Annotated in this window: 24 protein-coding genes and 4 tRNA genes; 13 read left to right on the top strand and 15 right to left on the bottom strand. The window is 73.2% G+C overall.

What is annotated here, in order from left to right; genetic code table 11:
* Window positions 1–131 precede the first annotated feature (131 nt).
* Entirely contained in the window at window positions 132–1,070 is a 939-nt protein-coding gene (locus tag ACWGB8_RS05660; protein WP_452210567.1) for an oxidoreductase, read from the top strand.
* Window positions 1,071–1,139: 69 nt separating this feature from the next.
* Here ACWGB8_RS05660 and ACWGB8_RS05655 read toward each other — a convergent pair whose 3' ends face one another.
* From ACWGB8_RS05655 to ACWGB8_RS05645, 3 genes are all read right to left on the bottom strand, one after another.
* On the bottom strand, window positions 1,140–1,328 hold the full coding sequence (locus ACWGB8_RS05655) for a DUF397 domain-containing protein (RefSeq protein ID WP_452210565.1): 189 nt from the start codon (window positions 1,326–1,328) through the stop codon (window positions 1,140–1,142).
* Window positions 1,329–1,425: 97 nt separating this feature from the next.
* On the bottom strand, window positions 1,426–2,028 hold the full coding sequence (locus ACWGB8_RS05650; protein WP_452210563.1) for a GNAT family N-acetyltransferase: 603 nt from the start codon (window positions 2,026–2,028) through the stop codon (window positions 1,426–1,428).
* 144 nt (window positions 2,029–2,172) lie between these two features.
* The gene (locus tag ACWGB8_RS05645; RefSeq protein ID WP_452210561.1) at window positions 2,173–3,456 is read right to left on the bottom strand and encodes an adenylosuccinate synthase; all 1,284 of its coding nucleotides are present in this window, start codon (window positions 3,454–3,456) and stop codon (window positions 2,173–2,175) included.
* Between the two features lie 126 nt (window positions 3,457–3,582).
* Between ACWGB8_RS05645 and ACWGB8_RS05640 the strand changes: the two genes are divergently transcribed.
* From ACWGB8_RS05640 to purM, 3 genes are all read left to right on the top strand, one after another.
* Entirely contained in the window at window positions 3,583–4,428 is an 846-nt protein-coding gene (locus ACWGB8_RS05640; protein ID WP_452210559.1) for a diacylglycerol kinase, read from the top strand.
* Between the two features lie 251 nt (window positions 4,429–4,679).
* The gene (purF, locus tag ACWGB8_RS05635; protein ID WP_452210557.1) at window positions 4,680–6,257 is read left to right on the top strand and encodes an amidophosphoribosyltransferase; all 1,578 of its coding nucleotides are present in this window, start codon (window positions 4,680–4,682) and stop codon (window positions 6,255–6,257) included.
* Window positions 6,258–6,329: 72 nt separating this feature from the next.
* Window positions 6,330–7,415, top strand: coding sequence for a phosphoribosylformylglycinamidine cyclo-ligase (purM, locus tag ACWGB8_RS05630; protein WP_452210555.1), 1,086 nt, complete (start codon window positions 6,330–6,332; stop codon window positions 7,413–7,415).
* 179 nt (window positions 7,416–7,594) lie between these two features.
* On the opposite strand, the gene ACWGB8_RS05625 is transcribed toward purM, so the two are convergent.
* Entirely contained in the window at window positions 7,595–7,855 is a 261-nt protein-coding gene (locus ACWGB8_RS05625) for a DUF3073 domain-containing protein (protein WP_452210553.1), read from the bottom strand.
* Window positions 7,856–8,236: 381 nt separating this feature from the next.
* Window positions 8,237–9,397, bottom strand: coding sequence for a Glu/Leu/Phe/Val dehydrogenase dimerization domain-containing protein (locus ACWGB8_RS05620; protein WP_452210551.1), 1,161 nt, complete (start codon window positions 9,395–9,397; stop codon window positions 8,237–8,239).
* Between the two features lie 174 nt (window positions 9,398–9,571).
* Here ACWGB8_RS05620 and ACWGB8_RS05615 point away from each other — a divergent pair, with 174 nt between their 5' ends.
* Entirely contained in the window at window positions 9,572–10,513 is a 942-nt protein-coding gene (locus ACWGB8_RS05615) for a hypothetical protein (protein WP_452210550.1), read from the top strand.
* A 562-nt stretch (window positions 10,514–11,075) separates the two neighbouring features.
* Window positions 11,076–11,282 (top strand): developmental transcriptional regulator BldC, encoded by a 207-nt coding sequence (bldC, locus tag ACWGB8_RS05610; protein WP_014137253.1) that lies wholly within the window; start codon window positions 11,076–11,078, stop codon window positions 11,280–11,282.
* Window positions 11,283–11,663: 381 nt separating this feature from the next.
* Here the strand turns inward: bldC and ACWGB8_RS05605 are convergent.
* The 6 genes from ACWGB8_RS05605 to ACWGB8_RS05580 form a co-directional block, all read right to left on the bottom strand.
* Window positions 11,664–11,737 (bottom strand) — tRNA-Asp (locus ACWGB8_RS05605).
* 120 nt (window positions 11,738–11,857) lie between these two features.
* Window positions 11,858–15,850 (bottom strand): ATP-dependent RNA helicase HrpA, encoded by a 3,993-nt coding sequence (gene hrpA, locus ACWGB8_RS05600; protein ID WP_452210548.1) that lies wholly within the window; start codon window positions 15,848–15,850, stop codon window positions 11,858–11,860.
* Between the two features lie 233 nt (window positions 15,851–16,083).
* Window positions 16,084–16,157, bottom strand: a tRNA-Phe gene (locus ACWGB8_RS05595).
* 27 nt (window positions 16,158–16,184) lie between these two features.
* A tRNA-Asp gene (locus ACWGB8_RS05590) sits at window positions 16,185–16,258 on the bottom strand.
* Between the two features lie 57 nt (window positions 16,259–16,315).
* Window positions 16,316–16,388 (bottom strand) — tRNA-Glu (locus tag ACWGB8_RS05585).
* Between the two features lie 128 nt (window positions 16,389–16,516).
* Window positions 16,517–16,858 carry a metallopeptidase family protein gene (locus ACWGB8_RS05580; RefSeq protein WP_452210574.1) on the bottom strand — a complete coding sequence of 114 codons (342 nt, stop codon included), beginning with the start codon at window positions 16,856–16,858 and terminating at the stop codon, window positions 16,517–16,519.
* 120 nt (window positions 16,859–16,978) lie between these two features.
* Between ACWGB8_RS05580 and crcB (ACWGB8_RS05575) the strand changes: the two genes are divergently transcribed.
* The 6 genes from crcB (ACWGB8_RS05575) to ACWGB8_RS05550 all read left to right on the top strand — a co-directional run bounded on the left by crcB (ACWGB8_RS05575) (window position 16,979) and on the right by ACWGB8_RS05550 (window position 22,514).
* Window positions 16,979–17,455, top strand: a complete 477-nt coding sequence (gene crcB / locus ACWGB8_RS05575) for a fluoride efflux transporter CrcB (RefSeq protein WP_452210547.1) — start codon at window positions 16,979–16,981, stop codon at window positions 17,453–17,455.
* Between the two features lie 80 nt (window positions 17,456–17,535).
* Window positions 17,536–17,889, top strand: coding sequence for a DUF190 domain-containing protein (locus ACWGB8_RS05570; RefSeq protein ID WP_452210545.1), 354 nt, complete (start codon window positions 17,536–17,538; stop codon window positions 17,887–17,889).
* On the top strand, window positions 17,886–18,260 hold the full coding sequence (gene crcB / locus ACWGB8_RS05565) for a fluoride efflux transporter CrcB (RefSeq protein WP_452210543.1): 375 nt from the start codon (window positions 17,886–17,888) through the stop codon (window positions 18,258–18,260). Before ACWGB8_RS05570 ends, crcB (ACWGB8_RS05565) begins: the two co-directional genes overlap by 4 nt.
* A 186-nt stretch (window positions 18,261–18,446) precedes the next feature.
* The gene (locus ACWGB8_RS05560; RefSeq protein WP_452210541.1) at window positions 18,447–19,157 is read left to right on the top strand and encodes a hypothetical protein; all 711 of its coding nucleotides are present in this window, start codon (window positions 18,447–18,449) and stop codon (window positions 19,155–19,157) included.
* Window positions 19,158–19,352: 195 nt separating this feature from the next.
* Window positions 19,353–21,491 (top strand): DEAD/DEAH box helicase, encoded by a 2,139-nt coding sequence (locus ACWGB8_RS05555; protein WP_452210539.1) that lies wholly within the window; start codon window positions 19,353–19,355, stop codon window positions 21,489–21,491.
* A 186-nt stretch (window positions 21,492–21,677) separates the two neighbouring features.
* On the top strand, window positions 21,678–22,514 hold the full coding sequence (locus ACWGB8_RS05550; RefSeq protein WP_452210537.1) for a TIGR02452 family protein: 837 nt from the start codon (window positions 21,678–21,680) through the stop codon (window positions 22,512–22,514).
* An 87-nt stretch (window positions 22,515–22,601) separates the two neighbouring features.
* Here the strand turns inward: ACWGB8_RS05550 and ACWGB8_RS05545 are convergent, their stop codons facing one another.
* Window positions 22,602–22,937 carry a hypothetical protein gene (locus tag ACWGB8_RS05545; RefSeq protein ID WP_452210535.1) on the bottom strand — a complete coding sequence of 112 codons (336 nt, stop codon included), beginning with the start codon at window positions 22,935–22,937 and terminating at the stop codon, window positions 22,602–22,604.
* 134 nt (window positions 22,938–23,071) lie between these two features.
* On the bottom strand, window positions 23,072–24,190 hold the full coding sequence (locus tag ACWGB8_RS05540) for a hypothetical protein (RefSeq protein WP_452210533.1): 1,119 nt from the start codon (window positions 24,188–24,190) through the stop codon (window positions 23,072–23,074).
* Between the two features lie 89 nt (window positions 24,191–24,279).
* Here ACWGB8_RS05540 and ACWGB8_RS05535 point away from each other — a divergent pair, with 89 nt between their 5' ends.
* The gene (locus ACWGB8_RS05535; protein ID WP_452210532.1) at window positions 24,280–24,708 is read left to right on the top strand and encodes an RICIN domain-containing protein; all 429 of its coding nucleotides are present in this window, start codon (window positions 24,280–24,282) and stop codon (window positions 24,706–24,708) included.
* An 87-nt stretch (window positions 24,709–24,795) separates the two neighbouring features.
* Here the strand turns inward: ACWGB8_RS05535 and ACWGB8_RS05530 are convergent, their stop codons facing one another.
* On the bottom strand, window positions 24,796–25,521 hold the full coding sequence (locus ACWGB8_RS05530) for a tyrosine-protein phosphatase (protein ID WP_452210530.1): 726 nt from the start codon (window positions 25,519–25,521) through the stop codon (window positions 24,796–24,798).
* Window positions 25,522–25,645: 124 nt separating this feature from the next.
* A complete protein-coding gene (locus tag ACWGB8_RS05525) occupies window positions 25,646–26,401 on the bottom strand; it encodes an SDR family oxidoreductase (protein WP_452210529.1) in 756 nt (251 codons plus the stop codon).
* Window positions 26,402–26,420: the final 19 nt, after the last annotated feature.

Raw genomic sequence — 26,420 nt, 5'->3', positions numbered from 1 at the left:
CGTCGAGGCTGACCTGGAGACCGCTGTCCCGGGTCAGCGCCGGTATGTCGGCCAGGCACGGCTGCGGGGCGAGCTCGGCGCCGGCTCCCCCGGCCGCGCGCAGCACCCCCACCATGTGCTGGAGCTCGGTGATGGTCCGCACCGAGAGCTCGCGGATGACCCCCGCGCCCTCCCGCACCGCAGCGGCATCGGGCACCTGGAAGCTCGGAGACCTCGAAGTCAACCGGATCGGCTTCGGCACCATGCGCCTGCCGCAGTGCGGCCCGGCGCTGGTCGCCGACACCCGGCCGCGGGACCGCGCCGAGGCGGTCGCCGTGCTGCGCCGGGCTGTCGAACTCGGCGTCAACCACCTGGACACCGCGACCTTCTACTTCTCCCGGCTGCGCTCGGCCAACGAGCTGATCGGCGCCGCGCTCGCGCCGTACGCCGACGAGCTGGTCATCGCCACCAAGGTCGGGCCGGTCCGCAGCCCGGACGGCGAGTGGGCCGAGGACGCCCGGACGCCCGCGGCGCTGCGCGGCCAGGTCGAGGAGAACCTCCGCCAGCTCGGCCGGGACCACCTCGACGTGGTCAACCTGCGGGTGCTGGGCACCGATTCGGTCGCCGAGCGGTTCGGGGCGCTCGCCGAGCTGCGCGAGGCCGGCCTGATCCGCCACCTCGGCGTCTCCAACGTGACCCCGGAGCAGCTGGCCGAGGCCCGGACGATCGCGCCGGTGGTCTGCGTCCAGAACCCGTACGGCATCGGCTTCCGTCCGGACCAGGACGCGTTCGTGCGCAGCTGCGGCGAGCAGGGCATCGCCTTCGTGCCGTTCTACTCGATAGCCACCAGCGCCCGGGAGACCGCCGCGGCCGTCGCCGAGCCCGCGGAGGTGCTGGCAGTGGCCGCCGCGCACGGCGCGAGCCCGGCGCAGGTGCGGATCGCCTGGCAGCTCCACAGGGGCCCGCACGTCCTGGCCATCCCCGGTACCGGCGATCCGGCGCACCTGGAGGCCAATGTCGCCGCCGGCGCGCTGCGGCTGTCGGCGGAGGAGCTGGCCGCCCTCGAAGCCGCCCACCGGCGCGGCGAGTAGCAGCGCGGCGCGTAGCGGCGGGCGCAGGCGGTGGCGGGGGCGGGGGCCCGGCGGCCCCCGCCGTCGCCGTCACTCGGCGAAGTGGTCGAACTCGCCCGCCTGCACGCCCTGGAGGAAGGCCGCCCACTTGCGGGGAGTGGTGCGGACCACGACCCCGCCGTCGGCGGACTCGCGGATCTCGACCATGCCGTCCGCGGTGCGGACCTCCAGGCACTGGTTGCTGTTGCCGCAGGCCGATGACCTCTGCCACTCGCTCATGCTGACCTCTTCCGGAGTCGGTGTCGGCAGTGTTGCGTGCCGGCGACCGGTGGCGCCACCCGTCCGCGGGACCGGCCGCGCCGCTGCCGTGGCCGGTTCAGCCGCGCGAAAGGCGCTCCACCAGGCGGGACTTGGCAGGGGGCCACTCGTCCGCGAGCATCGAGAAGAACGCGGTGTCGCGCCAGATGCCGTTCGCCCGGAGCTTGTCGCGGCGGTGGGTGCCCTCGTAGGAGGCGCCGAGGCGCTGGATGGCGTTGCGGGAGCGCTCGTTGAGGGCGTCGGTCTTCCAGTAGACGCGGCCCATGCCGAGGTCCTCGAAGGCGTGCGTCATCAGCAGCAGCTTGGACTCGGTGTTCACGGCCGTCCGCCAGACCGACCGGGCGTACCAGGTGCCGCCGATCTCGACGAGCTCGTCGACCGCGCTGAAGTCGTAGAAGCCGGTGATGCCGACGGCCCGGCCGCTCGCCAGGTCGATCACGGCGAACTTCACGGCCGTTCCGGCGGCGACCTCGGCGAGGCGGACGTCGAGGATCCCGCCGACCTCCTCCTCGCTGGTCGGCGGGAGGAACGGGATCCACCGCCAGACCTCCGGGTCGGATCCGACGGACGCCCAGAGCTCGGCGGCGTGGTGGCGGCCGAGCGGCTCCAGGCGGACGTGGCGGCCGGTGAGGGTCACGGGTTCGGGGAGCTTCGCAGTCATGATCCCGAAGGTAGCCCCACTCTGCACTAGATGCAATGCAGTATTGGCCTAGTGCAAAAGTCGGCGAGCAGCGGAAAGGCCCTGCGGGAGCGACGCCCGCAGGGCCTCGTGGGCTCGGGGCTCAGGGCCCCGGGCGCGGACCGGTCAGATGAACGAGTTGATCTGGATCGTCTCGTCCCGGCCCGGGCCGACGCCGATCGCCGAGATCGGCGCGCCCGACATCTCCTCCAGCGCCTTCACGTACGCCTGGGCGTTCTTCGGCAGGTCGGCGAAGGTCTTCGCCTTGCTGATGTCTTCGTTCCAGCCCGGCAGCGTCTCGTAGACCGGCTTGGCGTGGTGGAAGTCCGACTGGTTGTACGGCAGCTCCTCGACCCGGCGGCCGTCGATCTCGTACGCGACGCAGACCGGGATCTGCTCCCAGCCGGTCAGCACGTCCAGCTTGGTGAGGAAGAAGTCGGTGAGGCCGTTGACCCGGGTCGCGTAGCGCGCGATGACGGCGTCGAACCAGCCGCAACGGCGGTCGCGGCCGGTGGTCACGCCCCGCTCGCCGCCGATCCGGCGCAGCGCCTCGCCGTCGGCGTCCAGCAGCTCGGTCGGGAACGGGCCCGAGCCGACGCGGGTGGTGTACGCCTTCAGGATGCCGATGACGCGGTCGATCTTCGTCGGGCCGATGCCCGCACCGGTGCAGGCGCCGCCGGCGGTCGGGTTCGAGGAGGTGACGAACGGGTACGTGCCGTGGTCGACGTCGAGCAGGGTGCCCTGGCCGCCCTCCAGCAGGACGACCTTGCCGGCCTTCAGCGCCTCGTCGAGGACCAGCGTGGTGTCGGCGAGGAAGGGCTTGATCTTCTCCGCGTAGCCCAGGTACTCCTGCAGCACCAGGTCGGCCGGGATGGCGCGCCGGTTGTACAGCTTGACCAGCAGCTGGTTCTTGTCGTGGAGGGCCGCCTCGATCTTCTGCCGGAGGATCGACTCGTCGAAGAGGTCCTGCACCCGGATGCCGACGCGGTTGATCTTGTCCGCGTAGGTCGGGCCGATGCCGCGGCCGGTGGTGCCGATCCGGCGCTTGCCGAGGAAGCGCTCGGTGACCTTGTCCAGGGTGCGGTGGTACGGGGTGATCAGGTGGGCGTTGCCCGAGATCAGCAGCTTGGAGGTGTCGATGCCGCGCTCGTTCAGGCCGTTGAGCTCGGAGAGCAGCACGCCCGGGTCGATCACGACGCCGTTGCCGATCACCGGTGTCACATTCGGGCTGAGGATGCCGGAAGGCAGCAGGTGCAGTGCATACTTCTGGTCGCCGATGACCACCGTGTGACCGGCGTTGTTGCCGCCCTGGTAGCGGACGACGTAGTCGACGGAGCCGCCGAGGAGGTCGGTCGCCTTCCCCTTGCCCTCGTCTCCCCACTGAGCGCCAACGAGCACGAGTGCCGGCACAGGCGTACACCCCTTCCGGTTGGGGCATCCTGCGTAGGCCGCAGTCTGCCCCGAGATAGACGAAGCCCCTGGCGCAAAAACGCAAGGGGCTCTTGCACCGAGAGATTACCTGAGGAAGGACCGGTCGTGTCGTCCCTGTCCACGCCTGCGAACGGCGGCCCCGAGCCGCTCCTGCTGCTCCTCGACCCGGCGGCCCGGCAGGCCGACGGTGAGTCGGTGCGGATCGCGAAGGACGTCCTCTGCGGAGGGGCGGATGTCAAGGTGGCGTACCCGGAGACCCCGTCCGAGCTCGACCGGGTGCTTTCGCACCGGGGTCGTCGCCGACCGGTGGTGATCGGTTCCGATCTTGCGCTGCAACGGGTGCTGCAGGCCCTGCACCGCCAGCGTGAGCTGGGCGCGGACCCGGTCGGGCTGGTCCCGGTGGGCCGGCCGCACGAGCTGCTCGCGGCGCGCTCGCTGGGGGTGCCGGAGGAGCCGGTGCCGGCGGCCCGCGCGGTGCTGACCGGCGCGGTTCGCAAGCTGGACCTGCTGGTGGACGACGGTGGCGGGGTGGTGCTCGGCCGGGTGCGGATCTCCGGCAGCGGCGCCCGCCGGTCGTCCGGCCGCACGGGTGGTTGGCGTTCGCTATGGGCGAAACTGGCTGCGGCCGAGCAGGGGACCCCACTCACCGCCGACGCCGGCGAGCACAGCTCCCAGCTGCGGGTGGAGGCGGACGGGAAGCTGCTCGCGGACGTCCACCGCCCGGTGCGCGTGGTGGAGGTCAGCCTGCCGACCGGCGACGCGGTCGGCGAGGGCGTGGCGGAGGTCGTGGTGCGCGCGCCGGGCGCCCTCGTCCGGGCCCGGGCGGCGACCCTCTCGGTGGCCGGGCGGGGCTTCGGCTACGAGGCGGACGGCCACCCGGTGGGCCCGGTGCGCGCCCGCACCTGGACGGTGCACGCCGGCTGCTGGGGCCTGCTGCTGCCCGCCGTCTGAGTGCCGCGGGCGCCGGGTGAGCAGGCTCACGTTGCCCCGCCCGGCACCCGCGCGCGGTCCGTGCACGGAGCGGCCCGGCGAAGCCCCAACGGGCGCGAACCGCAAGGCCGGGCGCCGTTCCGGCGGATCGCCGCGAGCCGAAATCGGCGCTCCGTAAGGGGTTTTGTCTACGCGCGTCGCCAGCGGATCGCCCAACGCACCCGGTCTCCCCGGTTCCGGAAGCCTGTGCCAACTGGCCTAGACTCGAAGGCGTGCCACGTGGTGACGGAAGACTCAACCACGATCTTCTTCCCGGCGAGAAAGGCCCCCAGGACGCTTGCGGCGTCTTCGGTGTCTGGGCTCCCGGCGAGGAGGTCGCCAAGCTCACGTTCTTCGGCCTATACGCCCTGCAGCACCGCGGTCAGGAATCCGCGGGCATCGCAGTGAGCAACGGCTCCCAGATCCTCGTCTTCAAGGACATGGGACTTGTCTCCCAGGTCTTCGACGAGGCCTCGCTGGGGTCGTTGCACGGGCATATCGCCGTCGGACACGCCCGCTACTCGACCACCGGTTCCTCGGTCTGGGAGAACGCCCAGCCGACCTTCCGGGCTACCGTTCACGGTTCGCTGGCCCTCGGGCACAACGGAAACCTGGTGAACACCGCCGAACTGGCGGCCATGGTCGCCGAACTGCCCGGTGAGGAGCACGTCTCGCGCTCCGGCCGGACGGCCGCGACCAACGACACCGACCTGGTGACCGCCCTGCTCGCGGGCCACCCGGACCTCTCCATCGAGGAGACGGCCAAGCTCGTCCTGCCCAAGGTCAAGGGCGCCTTCTCGCTCGTCTTCATGGACGAGAACACCCTCTACGCCGCCCGCGACCCGCAGGGCATCCGCCCGCTGGTGCTCGGCCGGCTGGAGCGCGGCTGGGTGGTCGCCTCCGAGACGGCGGCGCTCGACATCTGCGGCGCCTCCTTCATCCGCGAGGTCGAGCCCGGCGAGCTCATCGCCATCGACGAGAACGGCATCCGGACCTCCCGGTTCGCCGAGGCCAAGCCCAAGGGCTGCGTCTTCGAGTACGTCTACCTGGCCCGCCCCGACACCTCCATCGCCGGCAGCAACGTGCACCTCTCCCGCGTGGAGATGGGCCGCAGGCTGGCCGCGGAGGCCCCCGTCGAGGCCGACCTGGTGATAGCGACCCCGGAGTCCGGCACCCCGGCCGCCATCGGCTACGCCGAGGCCAGCGGCATCCCGTACGGCTCCGGCCTGGTGAAGAACGCCTACGTGGGCCGCACCTTCATCCAGCCCAGCCAGACCATCCGCCAGCTCGGCATCCGGCTCAAGCTCAACCCGCTGCGCGAGGTCATCGCCGGCAAGCGACTGGTCGTCGTGGACGACTCGATCGTGCGCGGCAACACCCAGCGCGCCCTGGTGCGGATGCTGCGCGAGGCGGGCGCCGCCGAGGTGCACATCCGGATCTCCTCCCCGCCGGTGAAGTGGCCGTGCTTCTTCGGCATCGACTTCGCCACCCGCGCGGAGCTGATCGCCAACGGCATGACGGTCGAGGAGATCGGCCGCACGCTCGGCGCCGACTCCCTCGCGTACATCTCGCTCGACGGGATGATCGAGGCCACCAAGCAGCCGAAGGACCGGCTCTGCCGGGCCTGCTTCGACGGCGAGTACCCGATGGAGCTGCCGGACCCGGCGCTGCTCGGCAAGCTCCTGCTGGAGGCCGAGATCAAGGGGGGCCAGCAGCCCCCGGCCGTCCGCGGCAAGCCGGTCGGCGACCTGGACGGCGTCCAGTCGCTGCTCGGCGGCGGTGGCGCGGCCGACGCGCTGCGCCGCCCGTAGTACCTCAGGTGGGGTCCCGGAACCCGGGGCCCCACCGCCGTTCCATCCCCAGAGACCCGAAAGGGCCGCGCAGTGACCAGCAACCAGAACGGCGCCACCTACGCCGCCGCCGGAGTCGACATCGAGGCGGGCGACCGCGCCGTCGAACTCATGAAGCAGTGGGTGAAGAAGGCCAACCGCCCCGAGGTGGTCGGCGGCCTCGGCGGCTTCGCCGGGCTTTTCGACGCCTCCGCATTCAAGCGGTACGAGCGTCCGCTGCTGGCCTCGGCCACCGACGGCGTCGGCACCAAGGTCGCCATCGCGGCCGCCATGGACAAGCACGACACCATCGGCCACGACCTGGTCGGCATGGTCGTCGACGACCTGGTGGTGTGCGGCGCCGAGCCGCTGTTCATGACCGACTACATCTGCGTCGGCAAGGTCGTGCCGGAGCGGGTCGCCTCGATCGTCAAGGGCATCGCCGAGGGCTGCGCGCTGGCCGGCTGCGCCCTGGTCGGCGGCGAGACCGCCGAGCACCCGGGCCTGCTCGGGCCGGACGAGTACGACGTCGCGGGCGCGGGCACCGGCGTGGTGGAGGCCGACGCGCTGCTCGGCGCCGAGCGCGTCCGGGCCGGCGACGTGGTGATCGCGATGGCCGCCTCCGGCCTGCACTCCAACGGCTACTCGCTGGTCCGCCACGTGCTGCTGAACCAGGCCGGCTGGAAGCTCGACCGCAAGGTCGAGGAGTTCGGCCGCACCCTCGGTGAGGAGCTGCTGGAGCCCACCCGGATCTACTCGCTGGACTGCCTGGCGCTCACCCGGGCCACCGAGGTCCACGCCTTCTCGCACGTCACCGGCGGCGGCCTGGCGGCCAACCTGGCCCGGGTCATCCCGGACGGCCTGCACGCCCGCCTGGACCGCGGCACCTGGACCCCGCTGCCGGTCTTCCGGACCGTCGCCGAGGTCGGCAGCATGGCCACCCTGGAGATCGAGAAGACGCTCAACATGGGCGTCGGCATGGTCGCGGTCGTCCCGCCGCACTCGGTCGACGTGGTGCTGTCGATCCTGGAGGACCGCGGCGTCGAGTCCTGGCTGCTGGGCGACATCGTCGAGCGCACCGACGAGCACGACGGCGGCGCGGCGCTCTACAACGCGTACGAGGGCTTCCCCACCCGCTGAGGCCGGGCCCGCAGGCCCCTCCGGCACCCGCCTGCCGGAGGGGCCTCGGCGCACCCGGGGCGCGCCGAGGACGGCCGCGGGTCGGTGGGAGGAACCGGTGGCCGGCACGGAACGGCTGCGGGAACGCCGAAAACCGGCCCGGCGCTCGGAGCGCCAGAGCCGGTCAGGCCGGACTGTGACTACGCGCGGCGGCGGGCCTGGGTGTGCCCGGTGCCGGACTCGGCGTCGTCGTCCTCGTCGTCGTCCGCGGCATAGCGAGCCGCGTACTCGGCGTAGGGGTCGTCCTCCTCCTCCTCTTCGATCGGCTCAGGCTCGATCGAAGCGGTGGAGGGCGAAACGCCCAGCTCGTTGGACAGACGGTGAGCGTCGAAGCCGCCGCTGTTGTACTTCAGCTGGCGGGCGACCTTCGTCTGCTTGGCCTTGGCCCGGCCGCGCCCCATGGGTCGACCCCCTCAACGGTGGGGCTCACGGCCCCGAGTCTGACACGTGTTCATGTTCAGGATCGGCCTGCCCGAAGTGGAGAAGCCGTCCCTTGGAGCATTAACGGTACCTGTTTCCGCCGCCGGACGGTACGTCGTCGGTGTGACGTGGCGCGCACTGCCGCCACCCGAGACCGGGTCTTCCCAGGTCAGGGGAGGTTTTGCAGCCTTTTGCCCGCCATCCGGAGGTGTCTCGGTTCCGTCGTTCCCGGATCGATTATCCCCCCAAGAGGGACGTTGGATCACCCGATCGGGCGTAGAAGTGAGAATCCGGTTCCACATTGTGATGCGCGGGGGGCGGAAGTGGACCGCCCCCCGCGCACGGCGCTGCCGCTGCGGTGCTCAGCCCCGGCGGGCGCCCGGCAGCAGGACGGTGCGCAGGGCGCTGATCTCGCGCATGCGCTTCTCGGCCAGGCGGTCGGCGGCGACCGCCGGCGGGACGCCGTCGGCGGTGGCCCGGGTGAAGATCTCCAGCGTGGTGTCGAAGATCTTCGTGGCCTTGTTCTTGGCCCGCTCGAAGTTGAAGCCCTCGATCTCGTCGGCGACCTGGATGACGCCGCCCGAGTTCACCAGGTAGTCGGGCGCGTAGAGGATGCCGCGGTCGGCGAGGTCCTTCTCGACGCCGGCGTGGGCGAGCTGGTTGTTGGCCGCGCCGCAGACGATGGAGGTGCCGAGCTCGCCGAGCGCCGCGACCGAGTCGTCGGTCAGCGCGCCGCCGAGGGCGCACGGGGCGTAGACGTCCAGGTCGGCCCGGAGCAGGGCGGCGGTGTCGGCGACGACCTCCACCTCCGGGTGAGCGGCACGCACGCGGTTGACGGCGGTCTCGGAGACGTCGGTGATGACGACCGTGGCGCCGTCCGCGACCAGGTGGCCGACCAGGTAGTGGCCGACCTTGCCGACGCCGGCCACGCCGACCCGCTTGCCGCGCAGGGTGGGCTGGCCCCAGCGGGCCTGGGCGCTGGCGCGCATGCCCTGGAAGACGCCGAAGGCGGTGAGGATGGAGGAGTCGCCGGCGCCGCCGCTCTCGGGCGAGCGGCCGGTGACGAATTCGGTCTCCCGGGCGACGACGTCCATGTCCTGGACGTAGGTGCCCACGTCGCAGGCGGTGATGTAGCGGCCGCGCAGCGACTCGACGAAGCGGCCGTACGCGCGGAGCATCGCCTCGTTCTTGTCCTTGTTCGGGTCGCCGATGATGACGGCCTTGCCGCCGCCGAGGTCGAGCCCGGCCAGCGCGTTCTTGTAGCTCATGCCGCGCGACAGGTTGAGCGCGTCCTCCAGGGCCGCCTCCTCGGAGGCGTACGGGAAGAAGCGGGTGCCGCCGAGGGCCGGGCCCAGGGCGGTGGAGTGGATGGCGATGATCGCCTTCAGGCCGGACGTGCGGTCGTGGCAGAACACGACCTGCTCGTGGCCGTCGCCGGGGACGCCGTCCCGCTCGGTGCGGAAGATCCTGCTGAGCACGCCGGGTGCGGAGTGCGGGGCGGATGCGGTCTGTACGTCGGTCACTGTGGTGACTCCAGTATCGAAGGCCCGCTGCTGTGGTGCGGGCGCCTAGGGCGAAGCGTAGCCGCGGACCGTCCGCCGATCTGCCCCTCGGAACCGAGCTGTTGCCTGATGTCCGAGGGGTGAGACGGATCGCCCGGTCGGGCGCTCTCCCGGGGCGGCGCGGCGCGTGCGACGATGCAGAACGTGACTGTCGTGCGTACGTCCGTCCTCCCGCCCTACGCCGCCCACCTGCGGGTCTACGAGCCGCTGGCCGCCTACCCGGAGCCCGAGCGGGCGCGCTGGCAGGCGTACGCGCGGGCGCACGGCCCGGACGCCGCGGAGGCGGGCCGACCGGTCGCCGGCGCGGCCCTGGAGGAGCAGCGGGCGGCCCTGGCGGAGCTGGTCGGGCGGACCCCGCGGGCGCTGCCGGAGCGGGAGAGCGAGCGGGCCTTCGTCCGGGCCGTCGACGGCGTGCTCTACGTCTGCCCGTGGGCCACCCGGATGCGTAGCTGGGAGGCGCTGGACGAGCTGCGCGCGCAGGCCCCGGTGGCGCTGCTGGACACCGCGCTGCCGCCGGCCACCAGGGCGGCGGCGGAGTCCGACCGGGAGCGCTGGCGGGCCGAGCACCCGGACGCCCGGCCGTGGATCCTGACCACGCGCTGGGAGGTGCCGGTGGCGTGGTTCCTGCCGTTCGGCGCGGAGGACCGCCGCTACCTGCCGGGCGGGCCGCCGGAGCGGGCGGCCGATGCCGATGCCGACGCCGGGGCTCCGGCCGAGGGGGAGAAGGGGGAGGCGCCGGCGCTGTTCTACCTGACGCCGATGGTGCAGGCCCGGCGGCGGGTGGCCCGGGCCTACCGGGCGCTGAAGGAGAAGGTGCCGGGCGGCGAGCTGGTGCGCGGTGCGGAGGGGGTCGGGCGGTGGCTGGAGGAGTTCCACCCGCGCTCCCTGGTGGAGCTGGACTACGGCGGCCTGGTGCACCTGCTCGGGCCGGAGCGGCTGGCGGCGGACCGGTCGGCGGGGGAACTGGAGGAGGGGCTGCGCTCGCTGCGCGAGGGGGACGACGCGGCGGCGCTGCGGGCGTACGAGGAGCTGACCGGCCGCTGGCGGCGGGTGCTGGCGCTGCGGTACGCGAACTGAGGGGCGGCGGGCCCGTCCCGGGCTGCGGTGGGTGCCCCCGCGGACCGGGTGAGCCCCTGTCAGCGCCGGCCGGGGGCGGTGTCGGTGGTACTTGTCAGACTGTAAGGGTCGTAGGGCCCGACCCGTATGACCTAGGTCCCGGTTCGGGTCAATAGCTGTCGAACGTGACACTACTCACCGTTGACGCGAACTCACCCCTATGTGCCAAAATGGGACAACCAGCCCAACTGCACATGAGCGTGCCCACTTTTGGGTGGTTCTGGCGCCGATGCGAGCTTTGCGGGAAAACGGCGGGTCTGGTCCCTTCGTAACCGAAGGTCACTCCGCAGTGACTGCCCGTTATGGGGTGGTCCATCGCCATCCGTCGGCCTTGAACCCGTGAGGGGTCAATTTTGGCGGTTTGGTCGATAGGGCTGGACGGATGGTGTAGTTGTAGACACCAGGACAAGCCGTTCGTCCTATAACCGACTCGGCCCGTGTGTGCCATTTCGGGCATCGCGGGCCAAGGTGCAGAATTTGAAGGATAGAACCGCCCTGGTTCGGTTCTCCGAGGAGGCCGCTCATGACCGCTCGTACCCCTGACGCCGAGCCCCTGCTGACGCCGGCAGAGGTTGCCACCATGTTCCGCGTTGACCCCAAGACGGTGACCCGCTGGGCCAAGGCGGGCAAGCTGACGTCGATCCGCACGCTCGGCGGACACCGTCGCTACCGCGAGGCGGAGGTGCGCGCCCTGCTGGCCGGTATTCCGGCTCAGCGCACCGAGGCCTGATGAAGGCCTGAAAGCCCCGAAGGCTCATTCAAAGGGGCCGCTTACCGGACTCCGCCGGGTCCGGTAAGCGGCCCCTTTGCATGCCCCTGGACAGTCGGCCGGTCACCCGGAATGTTGAACTCCGTATAACGATTTGACGCTCGTGCGACGGGGGGGATTTACAGTGAATAGCTGTGCAATTTTACATATTAAATTAGGCGGCTTCCGGAGGGGTCTCCGCCGGGGTGGTTCCGAACCGATCCTGGTGACGACCGTCACACGGGGTGCGGCTTGTGGTCTAGACCATCTGAACGGTAGGGCGGGCCGGCGGTCCGACCCCCTCCGAACGGACAAAAAGCGAGAGGCCCGGAACCTGACCGGTTCCGGGCCTCTCGCCTACGGCGATCCCGACGGGACTTGAACCCGCGACCTCCACCTTGACAGGGTGGCGAGCTAACCAACTGCTCCACGGGACCAGAGTGTTCTGATCTCGTTCACTCGCTTGCGCGCTGCGAACAAGACAGATCGTAGCCCATGGTGGGCCCCCAGGTCGAACCGGCTCCTGAGGGCCCGCCCAGCTCAGCGGCGCCCCGGGCTCAGAGCGTCGCCCGGGCCGCCTCCATCGCCTTCACGATCCGCTTCTCCGAGACCGGGGACGGGGTGCCCAGCGACTGCGCGAAGAAGCTGACCCGCAGCTCCTCGATCATCCAGCGGATCGCCCGCACCTCCGGGGAGGGCTCCAGGCCCGCCGGGACGGCCGCCAGCAGCTCCCCGTACTCCTGCTGCACCTGCTGGACCTTCAGCAGCTGCTGGGCGTCCCGCTGGGGGTGGTTCGGCAGCGCCTCCAGCCGGCGGTCCACCGCCAGCAGATAGCGCTTCAGGTCCGGCAGCCGCTGCCAGCCGGTCTCGGCGACGAAACCCGGGTACACCAGCGAGGCCAGGTGCAGCCGGATGTCGTTCACCGCGTTCAGCAGCACCGGGCTGCTCACCGCCTTCAGCCGGGTCGACGCCTTGTGGAAGGCGATCAGCACCGTCGCCGTCTTCAGCGTGGTGTCCGCCGACAGGTCGTACAGGTCGGCCCGCACCTTGTCGTGCAGCTTCCCGAACGCCGCCTCGTCCCAGGCCGGGCCGCCGGCCAGCGCCATCAGCCGATCGGTGGCGCAGGCCACCACGTCCTCGAACAGCGCCGGGATCGAGCCGTGCGGGTTGTACGACAGCGCCAGCTTCGCCTGGTTGCCCAGCCGGCCCTGGATCGACTTGGCGGGCGAGTTGGTGGTCAGCACCAGCAGCCGCCGGGTGCCCTCCCGCATCGCCTGCTCCTGGGCCTGCGGGGTGTCGAACAGCTTGACGCCGACCGCGTCGCCCTCGTCCACCAACGCCGGGTAGGCCCGCAGCGAGTGGCCGCGCGAGCGCTGCTCGAAGGTGCGCTGCAGCACCGGCAGCGCGGCCGGCCAGGCGGTCAGCCCGCTCTGCTCGATGCCCCGCCCGGAGGCCGCCGAGGAGAGCGTCTCGTTCAGCTTCGGCTTCAGCTGCAGCCGCAGCTCCTCCAGGTCCTTGGACTCGGCGAGCTTCTTGCGGCCGTCCACCACCCGGAAGGTGACCCTGAGGTGGTCCGGCACCCGCTCGTCGTCCCAGGCGTCCGGCGGGACGGTGATCGCCGTCATCCGCTTGAGGACGTGCTCCAGGGTCGGCAGCAGCGGCTCCTGGCGGTCCTTCACCTGCCGCAGCGCCGCCCGGGCGAAGTCCGGGGCCGGGACGAAGTTGCGCCGCAGCGCCTTGGGCAGCGCCCGGATGTACGCGGTGACCAGCTCCTCGCGCAGCCCCGGGATCTGCCAGTCGAAGCCCTCGGCGGTCACCTGGTTCAGCACCGGCAGCGGGATGTGGACGGTCACGCCGTCCGCGTCGCTGCCCGGCTCGAACTGGTACGTGAGCTTGAAGCGGAGCTTGCCCTGCTGCCAGTGGTCCGGGTAGTCCGCCTCGGTGACGCCGTCCGCGGCGTCGTTGATCAGCATCGACTTCTCGAAGTTCAGCAGGTCCGGCTGGTCGTGCCGGGCCTTCTTCCACCAGGAGTCGAAGTGCCGGGTGGAGACGACGTCCTCCGGCAGACGGGCGTCGTAGAAGTCGAACAGGGTCTGGTCGTCCACCAGGATGTCCCGGCGGCGGGCCCGGTTCTCCAGCTCCTCGACCTCGCTGAGCAGCTTGCGGTTCTCCGCGAAGAAGCGGTGGTGGGTCTCCCAGTCGCCCTCCACCAGTGCGTTGCGGATGAACAGCTCCCGGCACAGCTCCGGATCGATCCGGCCGTAGTTCACGCTGCGCTGCGAGACGACCGGGACGCCGTAGAGCGTCACCTTCTCGTACGCCAGCACGGCACCGGCCTTCTTCGACCAGTGCGGCTCGCTGTAGCTGCGCTTGATCAGGTGGGCGGCCAGCGGCTCCACCCACTCCGGTTCGATCCTGGCGTTGATCCGCGCCCACAGCCGCGAGGTCTCCACCAGCTCCGCCGACATCACCCAGCGCGGCGGCTTCTTGAACAGCCCCGACCCGGGGAACACCGCGAAGCGGGCCCCGCGCGCCCCGCCGTACTCGCGCTTCTCCACGTCGTACAGGCCGATGTGCGAGAGCAGGCCGGCCAGCAGCGACTGGTGGATCCGGTCCGCGTCCGGCTCGGCGTCCGGATGCGGCTCCTCGATCGTCACCCCGAGCTGCTTGGCGATCGTGCGCAGCTGGGAGTAGATGTCCTGCCACTCCCGTATCCGCAGGTAGTTGAGGAACTCGGACTTGCACATCCGGCGGAAGGCCGAGGAGGACAGCTCCTTCTGCTGCTCCCTGACGTAGCGCCACATCGCCAGGTAGGCGAGGAAGTCCGAGGTCTCCGAGTTGAAGCGGCGGTGCCGCTCGTCGGCGGCCTGGCGCTTCTCGGCGGGCCGCTCGCGCGGGTCCTGGATGGAGAGCGCGGCGGCGATCACCATGACGTCCCGGACGCAGCCGTTGCGGTCGGCCTCCAGCACCATCCGGGCCATCCGCGGGTCGACCGGCAGCTGGGCGAGCTTGCGGCCCAGCGGCGTCAGCCGCTTGCGGACGTCCTTCTCGGCCGGGTCGAGGGCGCCGAGCTCGTGCAGCAGGTGGACGCCGTCCTTGATGTTGCGCGAGTCCGGCGGGTCGAGGAACGGGAAGGCCTCGATGTCGCCCAGGCCGGCCGCGGTCATCTGCAGGATGACGGAGGCCAGGTTGGTGCGCAGGATCTCGGCGTCGGTGAACTCCGGCCGGGAGAGGAAGTCCTCCTCCGAGTACAGCCGGATGCAGATGCCGTCCGAGGTGCGGCCGCAGCGGCCCTTGCGCTGGTTGGCGCTGGCCTGGCTGACCGCCTCGATCGGCAGCCGCTGGACCTTGGTGCGGTGGCTGTAGCGCGAGATCCGGGCCGTCCCCGGGTCGATCACGTACTTGATGCCGGGCACGGTCAGCGAGGTCTCGGCGACGTTGGTGGCCAGCACGATCCGGCGGCTGTTCGACCGCTGGAAGACCCGGTGCTGCTCGGCCGAGGACAGCCGCGCGTACAGCGGCAGCACCTCGGTGGACTTCAGCTTCAGCCGGTTCAGGGCGTCCGCGGTGTCGCGGATCTCGCGCTCGCCGGAGAGGAACACCAGGATGTCGCCCGGCCCCTCGGCCTGCAGCTCCTCGGCGGCCTCGCAGATCGCCTGGATCTGGTCCCGCTCGCGGTCGACGTCGTCCGCGTCCTCCCGGTCGTCCTCGACGACCGGGCGGTAGCGGACCTCCACCGGGTAGGTGCGGCCGGAGACCTCCACGATCGGGGCGTCGCCGAAGTGGCGGGCGAAGCGCTCCGGGTCGATGGTCGCCGAGGTGATGACGACCTTGAGGTCCGGGCGGCGGGGCAGCAGCTGTTTGACGTACCCCAGGATGAAGTCGATGTTGAGGCTGCGCTCGTGCGCCTCGTCGATGATCAGGGTGTCGTACTGGCGCAGCTCGCGGTCGGTCTGGATCTCCGCGAGCAGGATGCCGTCCGTCATCAGCTTGACCAGGGTCGACGGGCCGACCTGGTCGGTGAACCGGACCTTCCAGCCGACCGCCTCGCCCAGCGGGCTGTCCAACTCCTCGGCGACCCGCTCGGCCACCGTCCGGGCGGCGATCCGGCGCGGCTGGGTGTGGCCCACCAGGCCCTGCACGCCGCGGCCCAGCTCCAGGCAGATCTTCGGGATCTGGGTGGTCTTGCCGGAGCCGGTCTCGCCCGCCACGATCACCACCTGGTGGTCGCGGATCGCGGCGAGGATCTCGTCCCTCTTCTGGCTGACCGGGAGCTCCGCCGGGTACGTGATCGCCGGCACCGCGGCCCGGCGCTGCTCCACCACCAGCTCGGCCCGCTCGACGTCGCGGGCGATCTCGGACGCGACCTTCTGCCGGGCCTCCGGCTTGCGGACCCGCCGGGCGCCCTCCAGCCGCCGGCCGATCCGCACCTGGTCGCGAAGGGTCAGCCCGGACAGGCGGGCGGCCAGCTCACCGATGCCGGGCCCCTCCGCGGCGGCTTCGGCGGGAGCACCGGCGGACTGGACTGCGGGAGAACTCACTGCGGGCATCCCTCTAGGTTCGCAAGCGGGCGCACGACGTGCACCCGAGTTTCGGAGCCCCTCCAGTGTCACAGCCCCCCGGCGCCGTGCGCGAGCACCGTCCACGCCAGCGGCCGGCGCGGCCGGCGGCGCCTCGACCGCGGAGGCGGGCCGGTGGCCGCGGGCCGGGAGCCGCGGGCGGCGGCGGCCGGAGGGAGGCACGAAGAAGCCCCCGCAGCGTTTCGCTGCGGGGGCTTCGACTGTGGCCAGGGCCGGGGTCGAACCGGCGACCTTCCGCTTTTCAGGCGGACGCTCGTACCAACTGAGCTACCTGGCCGTATTGCGCCGTCTCCTGTGAGACGAGCGATCCCGACGGGACTTGAACCCGCGACCTCCACCTTGACAGGGTGGCGAGCTAACCAACTGCTCCACGGGACCTGGGGTGGTTGTCTCTCCACCGCGGTCTTGCGTACTGCACTGTACTACGGTACTGCGTGCCCCCAACGGGATTCGAACCCGTGCTACCGCCTTGAAAGGGCGGCGTCCTGGGCCACTAGACGATGAGGGCTTGCGGCCTGTCCGGCTGTTATCCAGCGTTCGGGGACGTCGAGAAGCATATGGGATGTGGAGCGGATCGCCAAAACGGGTTTCCGCCGGGCGGGGCGCGGGCGGTCCGCGGGGGGTGCGGGGGCGGGGTCAGGACCAGCCGAGCTCGTCGAGTTCGTGGTCGTCGAAGCCGAAGTGGTGGGCGACCTCGTGGATCACCGTGGTGCGGACCTCGTCGACGACCTGCTCGCGGGAGTCGCACAGCCGCAGGGTCGGGCCGACGTAGATGATGATCCGGTCGGGCAGGACGCCGGCGTACCACTCGCCGCGCTCGGTGAGCGGGGTGCCCTCGTAGAGGCCGAGGAGTTCGGGGTCGGCGGGGTCGGGCTCGTCCTCGACGAAGACGGCGACGTTGTCCATCATGGCCGCGAGCTGCGGGGGAATCCCGTCGAGCGCGTCGCCGACCAGCGTCTCGAACTCTTCCCGGGTCATCTCCACCGGATCATTGTCGGGCCTGCGGTGACGGGGTGCCAGGTGGCGCAAGCGGGGTCCGCGGCGGGTCGTGCGGGCCGGGCCGGGGCCCGCGGGGCGGTCGTGCGGTTTCATGGGGCCGTGACCACCTCGGACGGGACGCTGCCGACCAGGGAGGCGGCCGGGGCGCCCGCCCGGCCGCCGGTGCTGCGCGGCCAGGGACGGGCGGTGGCGGCGGTCGCCGCGGGCGGTGCGATCGGGGCGTCGGCGCGGTACGGCGCGGGGCTGCTGTGGCCGGACGGGCCGACGGCGTTCCCCTGGACGACCTTCGGCGTGAACGTGCTGGGCTGCGCGCTGATCGGGGTGCTGCTGGTGGCGGTGACCGAGGGGCGGCCGGCGCATCCGCTGCTGCGGCCGTTCCTCGGGACGGGGGTGCTGGGCGGGTTCACCACCTTCTCCACGTACGCGGTGGACGTCCGGCGGCTGGTGGAGGCGGGGCGGCCGGGCCCGGGGGCGCTGTACCTGGTGGCGACGCTCGTGGCGGCGATGGCCGCGGTGTGGGCGGCGGCCGGGCTGACGCGCCGTCTGATCCGCCGGGGCGGGGGTGCACAGCGGTGAGCGCGGCGGGTGCGGCGGGCAGGGGTCCGGAGGATGCGGTGGGCGGCGCGGCCGGCGCTCCGGCGAAGGTGGCGGGGGCGGTGACGGTGCCGGTGCTGCGGCTGACCGTGCTGGTCGGCGAGGGCGACCGCAGCCGGCACCGGCCGCTGTACAGCGAGGTGGTCCACCGGGCGCGGGCCGCCGGGCTCGCCGGGGCGAGCGTGTTCCGGGGTGTCGAGGGCTTCGGGGCGTCCTCGCTGGTGCACACCGCGCGGCTGCTGTCGCTGAGCGGGGACCTGCCGGTGGCGGTGGTGGTCGTCGACGAGGAGGAGCGGGTGCGGGCCTTCCTGCCGGTGCTGGCCGAGTTGGGGGTGACCGGCCCGGTGGTGCTGGACGCCTGCGAGCTGGTCCGCTTCGGCGGCGCCGGGGCGGCCGGCGGAGCGGAGCGCGGGTGAACTGGCTGCTGGTGGTGGCGGGGGCGGTGGTCGGCGCGCCGCTGCGCTATCTGACCGACCGGGCGGTGCAGGCGCGGCACGACTCGGTCTTCCCGTGGGGCACCTTCACCGTCAACACGGCGGGCTGCCTGGTGCTCGGCCTGCTCACCGGTGCGGTGGCGGCCGGGGCGGCGTCGGCGCGGCTCCAACTGCTGCTCGGCACCGGGCTGTGCGGCGCGCTGACCACGTACTCGACCTTCTCGTACGAGACGCTGCGGCTGGTGGAGGGCGGCGCCGGGCGGTACGCGCTGCTGAACGTGCTGGGCGGTGTGGCGGCCGGCCTGGCGGCGGTGTGGGCGGGGGCCGGCCTGGCCGGCCTGTTCTGGGCCTGAGCGCCGGGGCTGAGCGCCGGGGCGGGGCGGTGGGGCGGGGCGGTGGGGCGGACGCTGCTCCGGGCGGCTGGTGTTCGGGCGCTCGGGTGGGGCCGGCCGTGTCCCGTGGGGCGCGAGCGCCGTTGGGCACCGAAAGCGGCCGTCCGCAGCGGCGGCCACGGGCGGGGCGCCAGGAGAGGGAGCTCGGTGACTGCGGTGCGTACGGAGCGGGTAGCGGGAGCGGAGGCGCGGCGGCCGGCCGTGGTGCGCGAGGTGGTGGTGCGCGAGCCGGGCGGCCGGGCGCGTGCGGTGCGGACGGGCGTGGTGCGGGCTGCGGCGGTGCTGGCGGTGGCCGGGCTGGGGCTGACCGGGTGCATGTCGGTCGGGCCGGGCGCCGAGGACAAGCGCGGTTCGGTGCCGGTCGGGCAGGCCGGGACGGTGGGCAAGAGCACGGGCGGTCCGGCCGGCCAGGCCGGCGGTCACCAGAGCGGTGGCGGGCGCGCGGAGCGGCCCGGGGGCGCGCAGGGCGAGGGCACGCCGGTGGCCGGGGTGAGCCCCGCGGCCGGCGAGGTGTCGCCGGGGGCGCCGGTCGGCGCGGTCCCGCTGCCGGGGGAGGTCCTGGGCGAGCCCGAGCCGGGCGCGGCGGGGGGCGTGAGCGCCGAACCCGCGCCCTCGCCGGGTGCCGGTGCTTCGACCGGGGCGTCGGGCGGCACCGGCGGCGCCGGCGGGGCCACCGGCGGCCCCGGGGACGGCCGTTCGGGCGGCGGTACGGCCTCCACCCCGGCGGCGAGCCCGAGCGCGCCGCAGCCCACCGCGACGAGCCACCCGACGCCCGTTCCGACGGCCACCGCGGCGCCCGAACCGACCGCCAGCGGCTCTGGATCTTCGGCACCGAGCCACGGTGCGGGCGGGCATTAGCGGTCTGGCCAGCGCGTTTGCCTCTGATCCCGAGGTTCCTCTATGGTGGTAGATCGTTCGTTTGATCCATTTGACTGGCGCCCTATTCCCATCTGGCGCCCTTGGCGCGTTCCGGCGATCCGTGGCTGACCGCATAGAGGCGGTTGTGAAACAGAACCCCGGACTTTGGCGCGTGCCACTTCCGGAAGGTTTTGAATGTCTCTCGTTGACGACGCCCGCTTCGCCATGCCCGCGAGCGAGTCCGCCGCCGATGCCACCACCGAGATCACCGAGATCGCTGAGATCACCGAGGCCGTCGAGGTCACCGAGGCCGTCGAGGTCCTGGACGGCGCCGACGCCGTCGAGGCCGACGCCGTCGAGGTCGAGGACGCCGAGCCCACCATCACGTTCGGCGACCTGGGCCTGCCGGACGAGGTCGTGCGCGCCCTCGCCAAGCGCGGCGTCACCACCCCGTTCCCGATCCAGGCCGCGACCATCCCGGACGCGCTGGCCGGCAAGGACGTCCTGGGCCGCGGCCGCACCGGCTCCGGCAAGACCCTGAGCTTCGGCCTGCCGCTGCTGACCCGCCTCGCCGACGGCGAGCGCACCCGGCCCAAGCAGCCGCGCGGCCTGATCCTCGTCCCGACCCGCGAGCTGGCCATGCAGGTCGCCGACGCCCTGGAGCCGTTCGGCTCGGTGCTCGGCCTGCGCCTCAAGGTCGTCTGCGGCGGTACGTCGATGTCCAACCAGATCTACGCGCTGGAGCGCGGGGTCGACGTCCTGGTCGCCACCCCGGGCCGCCTGCGCGACCTGATCAACCGCGGCTCCGCCATCCTCGACGACGTCCGCGTCGCCGTCCTCGACGAGGCCGACCAGATGGCCGACATGGGCTTCCTGCCCGAGGTCACCGAGATCCTCGACCAGGTGCCGGCCGGCGGCCAGCGCCTGCTGTTCTCCGCCACCCTGGAGAACGAGATCGACACCCTGGTCAAGCGCTACCTGAACAGCCCGGTCACCCACGAGGTCGACCCGTCGGCCGGCGCGGTCACCACCATGACCCACCACATCCTCGTGGTGAAGCCCAAGGACAAGGCGCCGATCACCAACGCGATCGCCGCCCGCAAGGGCCGCACGATCATCTTCGTCCGCACCCAGATGGGCGCCGACCGCGTCGCCGAGCAGCTCCTCGAGGCCGGTGTGAAGGCCGACGCGCTGCACGGCGGCATGACCCAGGGCGCCCGCACCCGCGTCCTCGGCGACTTCAAGGACGGCTACGTCAACGTCGTCGTCGCCACCGACGTCGCCGCCCGCGGCATCCATGTCGACGGCATCGACCTGGTCCTCAACGTGGACCCGGCCGGCGACCACAAGGACTACCTGCACCGCTCCGGCCGTACCGCCCGGGCCGGCCGCTCCGGCACCGTCGTCACCCTGGTGCTGCCGCACCAGCGCCGCGGCGTCTTCCGCCTGATGGAGGACGCGGGCGTCGACGCCAGCCGCCACATCCTCGACCACGCCTTCGACGCCGAGGTCGCCAAGATCACCGGCGCCCGCTCGCTGGTCGAGGTCCAGGCCGAGAGCGCGGCCGGCATCGCCGGTGCCGCCGAGCGCGAGCTCGCCGACATGACCCGCCAGCTGGAGCGTGCCCAGCGCCGCGCCACCGAGCTGCGCGAGGAGGCCGACCGGCTCGCCGCCCGCGCCGCCCGCGAGCGGGCCGAGCTGGGCATCGAGGAGGAGGCCCCGGCCGCCGACGAGACCCCGGCCGCCGAGGGTGCGGCCGTCGCCGCCGAGGCGCCCGCCGCCGCGGCCGAGGAGCGCACCCCGGCGTACCGCGAGGCGCGCACCGAGCGCCCGGCGTTCGACCGGGACCGCGACCGCGGCCGGGACCGTGACGACCGCGGTGGCCGTTCGGGTGGCTTCGGCGACCGTGACCGCGGTGGCGACCGTGGCGGCTTCAACCGCGACCGTGACCGCGGTGGTGACCGCGGTGGCTTCAACCGTGACCGTGGCGGCTTCAACCGTGACGACCGCGGTGGCCGTTCGGGTGGCTTCGGCGACCGTGACCGCGGTGGCGACCGTGGAGGCTTCAACCGCGACGACCGCGGCGGCCGTTCCGGTGGCTTCGGCGACCGTCCGGCCCGCTCCTTCGGCGACCGCCCGGCCTTCGGCCGGGACCGCGACGAGCGCGGCGGCAGCAGCAGCCGTCCGTTCTCCCGCCGCGACGACCACCGCTCCGGCGGCCGCCCGCAGAGCGGCGGGGGCTTCAACCGCGACCGTGACGACCGCGGCGGCCGTTCGGGCGGCTTCAACTCCGGCTTCGGCCGCGACGACCGCAAGCCGCGCTGGAAGAACTGACACCGGCGACGACCGGTGACGGCGGGCCCGCTCCACTTCGGTGGGGCGGGCCCGCCGCTTTTCCGCGTCCGGGCGCCGGGCGCCCGGGGTGCTGCGTGCACGTCGGGCGGGCCGGGCCGGCCGCGTTGTTCTGCCGGTGAGAATAACCGGTGGCGCGGTGACCCGGCCGTCACCTACGGTCGCCGCATGGGCAACAGACTGAGCCAGGTGGCGGTGGAGAACGAGGAGATCGTCGAGCGGGGGAGCTACCGGCCCGCCGGAGGGGAGGCCGTGCAGCTGGCCGAGCGGCTGCGGGCCGCCCGGGAGGGGACGGTGTCGTACGCGCCGCAGGAGCTGGAGGAGCTGATACGCGCTCAGGCGCCCGGTCCCGGGCGGGCACCGGTGGAGGTGACGGCCGAGGGGAGCATCCCGGCCGCCCGCCGGCTGCTCGAGTCGGGCACCGGCGGCCGGGTCGGCGTGCTGAACTTCGCGTCCGCCCGCAACCCCGGCGGCGGCTATCTGCGCGGCGCCCGCGCCCAGGAGGAGGACCTCTGCCGCAGTGCGCTGCTGTACACCTGCCTGCTGGAGGCACCGGACTACTACGCGGCGCACCGGGCGTCCGACGACCTGCGGTACAGCCACCGGGTGATCGTCTCGCCGGACGTGCCGGTGGTGCGCGGGGAGCGGGGCGAGCTGCTGGAGCAGCCGTACCCGGTCACCTTCCTCACCTCGCCCGCGCCGAACGCCGGTCAGCTGGCCCGGCGTTCGGCACAGGTGGACGTGCGGGCGGAGCTGGCGGAGCGGGCGCTGCGGGTGCTTGCGGCGGCGGCCCGGCACGAGGTGCGGGACCTCGTGCTCGGCGCCTGGGGCTGCGGGGTGTTCGGGAACGACCCGGCCGAGGTCGCGGAGGCCTTCGCCGGGGCGCTGGAGCGGTACGGGGCGGCCTTCGACCGGGTGGTGTTCGCGGTCTGGGACCGCACCCCGGTCTCGGCGAACCGGGCGGCCTTCGAGGCCGAGTTCGGCGCGGCGGCCCCGCAGGGCTGAGACCCGGGACGGGACGCGCCGGGGCTTCGGGCCGCGTCCGGGCCGGCCGGGCCGGGTGGGGCCGCCCGGGTGGCGGCCCCGGCCGGGTCAGCTGCGGCGGGCGGTGACGGCCGTGGCCGCGGTCGAGGCGGCGGCGACCACCCCGGTCACCGCGAACACCGACGGCCAGGCGCCGATCTTCTTCGCCAGCGGGTGCGAACCGCCGAATGCCGCGACGTACAGGCCGGTCAGGGCGGCGGCGGTGGCCGCACCCGAGCGGCGGTGCCACTGCGCCGCGGCCCCGGCGCCGGCCACCGCGAGGACGGCCCCGCCCAGTTCGCGCCGGCCGCTCCACCGGGCCACGCCGTAGCCGCCCAGCAACCCGCCCGCGGCGGTGAGCGCGGCCGGTGCGGCGGCCGAGAGCGTGTGGGGGATCCTCGCCATGGTCGACTCCACTTCTGCGACGCGTCGGACTTCCTCCGACCCTAACCCGCACGCCCGCCGCCGGGTCACGGCCCCGCCCTCCGCCGGCCCAGCGGGCGCGGCAGGGGCGGGAGGCGCCGGGGTGCGGCCCGCGGTCAGCCCTGGCCGAAGGGCCGGGCCGGTGCGGCCGCCGCCAGCCGGGCCGCCGCGTCCTGCGGCTCCAGCACCCGCTCCAGCCGCAGGTCGCCCGGGATCTGCTGGATGAACCGTCCGGCGCTCCAACTCCGCTCGTACGGCTGCGGGTCCAGCACCAGCGTGCGCACCCCGTCGACCACCGGGATGTCGCTCGGGGTGCCCTCGTTCCAGATCCACGAGCCGTCCGGGGCGACCAGGTTGAACGCGCCGGTGGCGGTCGGCCGGTGGTCCGGCCGGAGCTGCTCGGTCCGGCTCAGCGCGGCGACCTCCGGGTGCGGGGCGTCGCCCGGCAGGTGCCCGCCGCCGACCAGCACGTCGGCCAGCAGGGTGTGCAGCTGGAAGTTGTCGGTGACGCCGTCCATCCGCAGCAGGTAGCCGGTGCCGGACGGGCGGTGCAGCACCAGCAGCGGCTCGTCGTCCAGCGCCTTCGCCGCGTACGCCAGGCACTTGAGCTCGCGGTCCACGCCGGCGTAGCGCTCGGCCAGCTCCAGCAGGACCTCGCTCACCCCGGACTCCCGGGCCGAGGTCCGGACGGCGGCGTGGGTGTAGACCGCGAGTGCGGCCATCTCCCAGAGTTCCAGGGTCCACCAGCCGGCGACCGCGTGGTGGGCGTGCCGCTCGTCCAGGTGCTCGGGGTCCTCGATCCGGTCGTGCACCTTGCCCGGCTCGTCCCGTTCCGGGTCGGGCAGTTCGCCGCCGCCGGTCTCCGCCCAGCGCTCGGCCAGCCGCAGCGCCCCGGTGAGCGCCCCGCGCACCCCGGCCAGCACCTGGTCGGCGCACGCCACAGGGTCAGCCCCGCGCTCCACGCACGCGCCCACCATCATCGCCAGGTGTGCCCGCGGGAACGGCGGCGCCTGCGGCAGCAGCCCGGCCAGCCGGGGGCCCGCAGCGGCCGAGTCCCGCGGTCCGGCCGGGCCGAGGGCGGCGCCCAGGGCGCGCAGGGCGGTCTCGAAGCGGTCGCCGTCCGCGGCCTCCATGGCGGACTGCAGATCGTCGGTCAGATCGTGGAGCGGGGAGGCCTGCTGACGTTCCGACGGGTCGGCGGACCCGTCGTTCGAGGGGTTTCGATCGGACACCATTCGCCGCAGCATAGGCGGGCCGCCCGGCGCGCCCGGTGCCGGGTGCCTGATGAGAGACTCCCCGGGACACCGAGCCCGGGAGCACATCGATGATCGAGGACGGCCTGTACCGCGTGCGCAACGTCGGCGACGGACTGCTGCTGGAAGTCGCGGAGGGGAGCCGCCGCAGCGGTGCGAAGGTCCGGCAGGCGGAGGCGGACGGTTCGGACGCCCAGCTGTGGCGGATCACCGCCGTCCACCCGGGCGGCGCGCTGTACCACTTCGAGAACGCGGCCTCCGGCAAGCGCCTCGACGTCACCGGCGCCGCCACCGACAACGGGGTCCGGATCCAGCAGTGGTCCGCCAACGCCTTCGGCGCCCAGGAGTGGCTGCTGGAGCACCACCTCGACGCCCCCGGCACCTGGACGCTCACCAGTTTCGTGAGCGGCAAGGCGCTGACGGCGGGGGAGTCGGGGGCGGAGCAGTGGGAGGACGTGGACTCGGCGGCGCAGTGGTGGCGGTTGGAACGGGTGCGGTAGGCCGGGGGCTCCCGCCGGCGGTCTACCGCTGCCCGGCCCGGTGCCCGCCCGGCCCGCTGCCCCCGCCGCTCTCCCCCGCCCGCGCGGTCAGCCGGCCAGGTTGGCCCGCAGGGCGGTGAGGTCGGCGTCCGTGCTGCCGTGGGCGCGGAGGTAGTCGGTGACCGAGCCGTGCCGGGTGCGGATCCAGCCGAGGGCGGACGCCAGCAGGGCGGCCGAGATCGGGCGGGAGACGCGTTCGGTGCCGGTCTCGTCGAGGTACGGGGTGGGCCCGTCGAGGAGGCCGAGCCCGGCGTTGGAGTGCAGGAAGTCCGCGGTGATCTCCTCGTCGGACGCCCCGAGCAGGGACTGCACGACGGCGATGGTGATCCCGGTGCGGTCCTTGCCGACGGCGCAGTGGACGACGGCCGGGATGGCGCCCGGGGTGCCGAGCCGGCGGATCGCCGCGACCAGCGAGGGCCCGGCGGTCGAGGCCATGAACGGGTAGAGCGAGACCTGGTCCTCGGGCCAGGGGTGCTCGACGTCCTCCCGGTCGGCGGGCAGCGTCGGCACGTGCAGGGTCTCGTGGTCGAGGCCGTGCCGCAGGTCGGGCCAGAGTTCCAGCTCGGCGGCGCTGCGCAGGTCGATCACCGTGCGCAGACCGAGGGCCTTGAGGCGCTGGGCGCCCTCGGGGGCGAGGGTGTGGAACGAGCCGGAGCGGTAGAGCACGCCCCGGCGCAGGGTGCCGACGCCGCCGGCATCGCGGAAGTTGCGCACACCGGGGATGTCGACGAAGACGGCAGGCGGTTCGGGTTCGCGGCCCGGCAGGTCGGTCATGGGCTCCACCGTACGGGCGGCGGGAGAACGGCGGAAGGACGGGAACGGAACGCGGCCACCGCCGGCCCGGTCCGGCCGGGGAGCCCTCCTGCCCGGCCCCGCCGGTCCGGCCCGGGAGCGCCGTTCAGCGCCCGCCGGCGATGTCGATGAACGCGCCGGTGGTGTACGAGGAGGCGGGCGAGAGCAGGAAGAGGATCGACTCGGCGACCTCCTCCGGTTCGCCGCCGCGCCGCATCGGCAGGTCGGGGGCGACCCGGTCGACCCGGCCGGGTTCGCCGCCGAGGGCGTGGATGTCGGTGCGGATCAGGCCCGGACGGACGGCGTTGACCCGGATGCCCTCGGCGGCGACCTCCAGGGCGAGTCCGCGGGTCATGGAGTCGAGGGCGCCCTTGGCGGCGGCGTAGTCGACGTACTCGTTGGGTGAGCCGAGCCGGGAGGCGGCGGAGGAGACGTTGACGATGGCGCCGCCGGAGCCGCCGTACCGGGTGGACATCCGGCGGACGGCCCGGGCGGCGCAGAGGAACGGGCCGGTGATGTTGGCGGCCCAGATCCGGTTGAGCCGGTCCTCGTCGAGTTCGTCGAGGCGGCACTGCCGCTCCAGCGTGCCGGCGTTGTTCACCAGGGCGGTGAGCGGGCCGAGTTCGGCGTCGACGGTGGCGAACAGCCGCTCGACCTCGGCGGTCCTGGTGACGTCGGCCTGTACGGCGATCGCGGTGCCGCCCCCGGCCCGGACGGCGTCCACCACGCCGGCGGCGGATGCCTCGTCGGTGCGGTAGTTGACGCAGACCCGGTAGCCGCGCCGGGCGGCCAGCAGGGCGGTGGCGGCGCCGATGCCGCGTCCGGCGCCGGTGACGATCACGGTGTCAGCTGGAGGCGTCATGCCCTGAACGGTAACCCGT

Source organism: Kitasatospora sp. NPDC054939, from assembly GCF_053610105.1.
This window is presented reverse-complemented; position numbering and strand designations above follow the sequence as displayed.

Coding starts and splice junctions, on each gene's coding strand:
- ACWGB8_RS05555 (WP_452210539.1), top strand. CDS start 19,353: ATGTCTCTCGTTGACGACGCCCGCTTCGCCATGCCCGCGAGCGAGTCC.
- ACWGB8_RS05625 (WP_452210553.1), bottom strand. CDS start 7,855: ATGGGGCGCGGCCGGGCCAAGGCCAAGCAGACGAAGGTCGCCCGCCAG.
- ACWGB8_RS05615 (WP_452210550.1), top strand. CDS start 9,572: ATGCAGAACGTGACTGTCGTGCGTACGTCCGTCCTCCCGCCCTACGCC.
- ACWGB8_RS05545 (WP_452210535.1), bottom strand. CDS start 22,937: ATGGCGAGGATCCCCCACACGCTCTCGGCCGCCGCACCGGCCGCGCTC.
- ACWGB8_RS05530 (WP_452210530.1), bottom strand. CDS start 25,521: ATGACCGACCTGCCGGGCCGCGAACCCGAACCGCCTGCCGTCTTCGTC.
- ACWGB8_RS05550 (WP_452210537.1), top strand. CDS start 21,678: ATGGGCAACAGACTGAGCCAGGTGGCGGTGGAGAACGAGGAGATCGTC.
- ACWGB8_RS05525 (WP_452210529.1), bottom strand. CDS start 26,401: ATGACGCCTCCAGCTGACACCGTGATCGTCACCGGCGCCGGACGCGGC.
- ACWGB8_RS05655 (WP_452210565.1), bottom strand. CDS start 1,328: ATGAGCGAGTGGCAGAGGTCATCGGCCTGCGGCAACAGCAACCAGTGC.
- ACWGB8_RS05580 (WP_452210574.1), bottom strand. CDS start 16,858: ATGACCCGGGAAGAGTTCGAGACGCTGGTCGGCGACGCGCTCGACGGG.
- ACWGB8_RS05660 (WP_452210567.1), top strand. CDS start 132: ATGGTCCGCACCGAGAGCTCGCGGATGACCCCCGCGCCCTCCCGCACC.
- ACWGB8_RS05535 (WP_452210532.1), top strand. CDS start 24,280: ATGATCGAGGACGGCCTGTACCGCGTGCGCAACGTCGGCGACGGACTG.
- bldC (WP_014137253.1), top strand. CDS start 11,076: ATGACCGCTCGTACCCCTGACGCCGAGCCCCTGCTGACGCCGGCAGAG.
- ACWGB8_RS05650 (WP_452210563.1), bottom strand. CDS start 2,028: ATGACTGCGAAGCTCCCCGAACCCGTGACCCTCACCGGCCGCCACGTC.
- ACWGB8_RS05540 (WP_452210533.1), bottom strand. CDS start 24,190: ATGGTGTCCGATCGAAACCCCTCGAACGACGGGTCCGCCGACCCGTCG.
- hrpA (WP_452210548.1), bottom strand. CDS start 15,850: ATGCCCGCAGTGAGTTCTCCCGCAGTCCAGTCCGCCGGTGCTCCCGCC.